3 protein-coding genes and 1 pseudogene are annotated in these 3,141 nt (G+C 52.2%); all 4 read right to left on the bottom strand.

Going from position 1 to position 3,141, the window contains the following annotated elements; translation table 11 throughout:
* Positions 1–1,191: pseudogene (gene rseP, locus FD23_RS00455) on the bottom strand (RIP metalloprotease RseP); the annotation flags it as partial.
* Between the two features lie 9 nt (positions 1,192–1,200).
* Positions 1,201–1,998 carry a phosphatidate cytidylyltransferase gene (locus tag FD23_RS00450; RefSeq protein ID WP_052933698.1) on the bottom strand — a complete coding sequence of 266 codons (798 nt, stop codon included), beginning with the start codon at positions 1,996–1,998 and terminating at the stop codon, positions 1,201–1,203.
* A gap of 5 nt (positions 1,999–2,003) precedes the next feature.
* The gene (locus tag FD23_RS00445; protein ID WP_025895384.1) at positions 2,004–2,735 is read right to left on the bottom strand and encodes an undecaprenyl pyrophosphate synthase; all 732 of its coding nucleotides are present in this window, start codon (positions 2,733–2,735) and stop codon (positions 2,004–2,006) included.
* Positions 2,736–2,737: 2 nt separating this feature from the next.
* The coding region (gene frr / locus FD23_RS00440) for a ribosome recycling factor (protein WP_236743849.1) at positions 2,738–3,141 on the bottom strand (404 nt) is incomplete at its 5' end.

Raw genomic sequence — 3,141 nt, 5'->3', positions numbered from 1 at the left:
ACGACTGTCTCATGCTCCTCTGGAATCGGCTTGCCCCGCAGGAGCTCGATGAGTTCCAGCAAAAGCTTGCCCCCGTCCAGACCTGGAATTGGGATCAAGTTGACGATCCCCAGGTTGATGGACAGCATGCCAACAAAGGCCAGCATGTAGGTCAGACCCATGGAAGTTGCCTTTGAAGTTTCCGAGTAGATCCCGACTGGGCCAGACAATTTGTTTAAGCTGAAGTGCTTGAACAAGTTGCCCAGGGCCTGGAAGATCATTCCTGTTACCTGCCAGCTCAAGTCCCAGCCCCGCTTCAGCTTGGCGGAAAATGAGTTGTCGGCCTTAGCCACGATGCCAACCAGGTATGACTTAGTCTTCTTTGAGTACTTTGGCACCAGCTGGACTGACTTTTCGCTTCCCTGCCGCTTGACCTTGACCGTCAGGGTCTTACCCTTAGAAGAGTCAATCGCCTGGCTGACCTGGTCAAAAGTATTAATCTTCCGGCCGTTGATGGCCACGATCTGGTCACCTTTTTGCAAAACGTGCTGGGCCGGGGAGTTTGCCGCTACCTGTCCCACGGTCGTTGTTGCCGGGCCAACTGAAGCAAAGCTGTAGATCATCAAGACCACAAAGCCCAAAACAACATTCATAAACGGTCCGGCAAAAGAGGTTGCCAGTTTCTTCCATGGTTTGGCTGCAGGCAGCTGCACGTCCCGGGGGGTAATCTGCAGCTCGGTGCCTGTGTCGTCGATCATGGTCGCGTCATGGTCGACCTTGTAGGTCACCAGCTGGCTCTCATCGCCATTTTCATACCCTGCAATGGTCAGGTCATCAACCAGATCGGCCCTAGTCACCCGCAAGGGACGGCCTTCGATCGGCAGGTCTGATTCTGAAGCATCGATTCGCGTAACAATTCCAGCCTCATTCAGTTCCAAGACAACTGCCGTCCCCGGGTCGATTTCACTCTGCTCGTCAGGACCAGCCAGGCGGACATAGCCGCCCAGCGGCAGCCAGCGGATGGTATAAGTCGTTTGACCAGGCCGCCACTGAACCAATTTTGGCCCCATGCCGATTGAAAACTTTTGGCCCCATGCCGATTGAAAACTCGCGCACCAAAATACCGGCCTTTTTCGCCACGAAAAAGTGCCCGAATTCGTGGACAAAGACCACCAGGCCAAAAACTATAATGAAGGCTAGAATACTTTTCACAGCGACCTCCTAAATTCCAAAGATCAAGGCAACGATTGGCAAAACGAAAAGCGTGCTGTCAAACCGGTCCAGGATCCCGCCGTGGCCCGGCAGGATCTTGCCGGAGTCCTTAACCCCGTAGAAGCGCTTGTAGGCTGATTCAACCAAGTCGCCCATCTGGCCGGCGATTGACAGGAAGAAGGAAGCAATGATCAAGCTTGTCTTGTCGCCGCCGACTGGAGCCAGGTTGACATAAATTGCCGTCACGATAACCGCGATGATCACAGCCCCGATTGACCCTTCCCAAGTCTTGTTCGGGCTGATTACTGGCCAAAGCTTGTGCTTGCCGAACTTGCGGCCAACCATATAGGCAGCCGTGTCAGTAGTCCAGACAATCACGAAGGCAAAGAGCAAGCGCCACAAACCATGGACTGGATCGCTGTTTCTGATCGCAGCCAGGTAGTGGAAACCAGTCCCGATGTACAAACTTGACAGGACGTAAACGCCGATATCGTCAAAAGTCGTCTTGTTCTTAGACAGAACCGTCCAGGTCAAAAGAATCATTACGAAGGCATAGAAGACGCCCCACTTGCTCCAGTTTTTTGGCAAAAAGCCAAAGAAGGAGTTGGGCACGGTCCAGGTCAAGGTGGCCAGGGCAGCCAGGGTAAAGCCAACTGAGACCAGAATCTGCTTCTTCATCAAGAAGACTTCACTGATGCCGACGGCAGCTAAAAAGGCAGCCAGCCAGTCAATCCACATGCCCCCGGCAACCAGGACCGGGATAAAAATAAATAAAGCAACAACTGCTGTAATTACTCTTTGTTTCATATTACCTAACTATCTGTTTCATCTAATTTACCAAAGCGCCGATCCCGGCGCTGGTAGATCTTAACCATTTCGGCCAAGTCGTTTTCGTCGAAGTCCGGCCAGGCCTTGTCCGTAAAGGCAAGCTCTGAGTAAGCAATCTGCCAGAGCAGGAAGTTGCTGATTCTCTGCTCGCCAGATGTTCTGATCAAGAGGTCTGGATCAGAATAAGGGGCAAACTTGGCGGTCATCAGCTTGGCGGAGACCATGTCTTCAGTAATTTCTTCCGGCGTGATTTCCCCGCTGGCGGCCTCTTTTGCCAGAGCCTGCACGGCTGAAACAATTTCTTTTCTTGACCCGTAATTAAAAGCAAAGTTCAAAACCAGACCGGTATTGGCCGCGGTTTCCGCCATGGCCCGCTCAACCACTTCCCTGGTTGATTCCGGCAGGGCATCCAGATACCCCATGATGTTGACCTTAACATTGTGGGCCTGCAGGCGGGGCATGAACTTGTCAAAGAACTTGACCGGCAGGTTCATCAAATAATTGACCTCATCCTTGGGCCGGGCCCAGTTTTCCGTCGAAAAAGCATAAAGAGTCAGGACTTTAATTCCCAACTCATCTGCCGCGAGCGCAATCTTTTCAACGTTGTCCATCCCGGCCTTGTGGCCCATAAAGCGCGGCATTTTCCGCTTCTTTGCCCAGCGGCCATTGCCGTCCATGATGATCGCCAAATGATTCAGCTGCTTATTCTTATCCATAATTAACCCTGAGTGATTTCCTTGCGCTTGTTGTCAGCCATCTGGTCAATCTTCTTGGTTGATTCGTCAGTAATCTTCTGGACTTCCTTTTCCAGGCGCCGTTCTTCGTCTTCAGTGATTTCGCCGTCTTTTTCCTGCTTCTTCAAAGCCTTCATGGCTTCCTGGCGGACATTGCGGACAGCAATCTTGGCTTCTTCAGCCAGCTTGCCGACTTCCTTGGCAATTTCCTGCCGCCGTTCCCCGGTCAGTTGCGGGATAACCAGGCGGATGACGTTACCGTCGTTAGCTGGCGTAAGGCCCAGGTCTGAAGCCAAAATGGCGTGTTCAATATCGTTCAAAGAAGTCTTGTCATATGGAGTGATTACCAAAACCCGTGGTTCTGGAATGGTGATCCCGGCCATTTGCA

Source organism: Lactobacillus delbrueckii subsp. delbrueckii DSM 20074 = JCM 1012 (assembly GCF_001433875.1).
In the GTDB taxonomy this organism is placed as follows: Bacteria; Bacillota; Bacilli; order Lactobacillales; family Lactobacillaceae; genus Lactobacillus; species Lactobacillus delbrueckii.
Note: the sequence above shows the minus strand (reverse complement) of the source record. Positions and strands in the feature narration are given on the sequence as shown.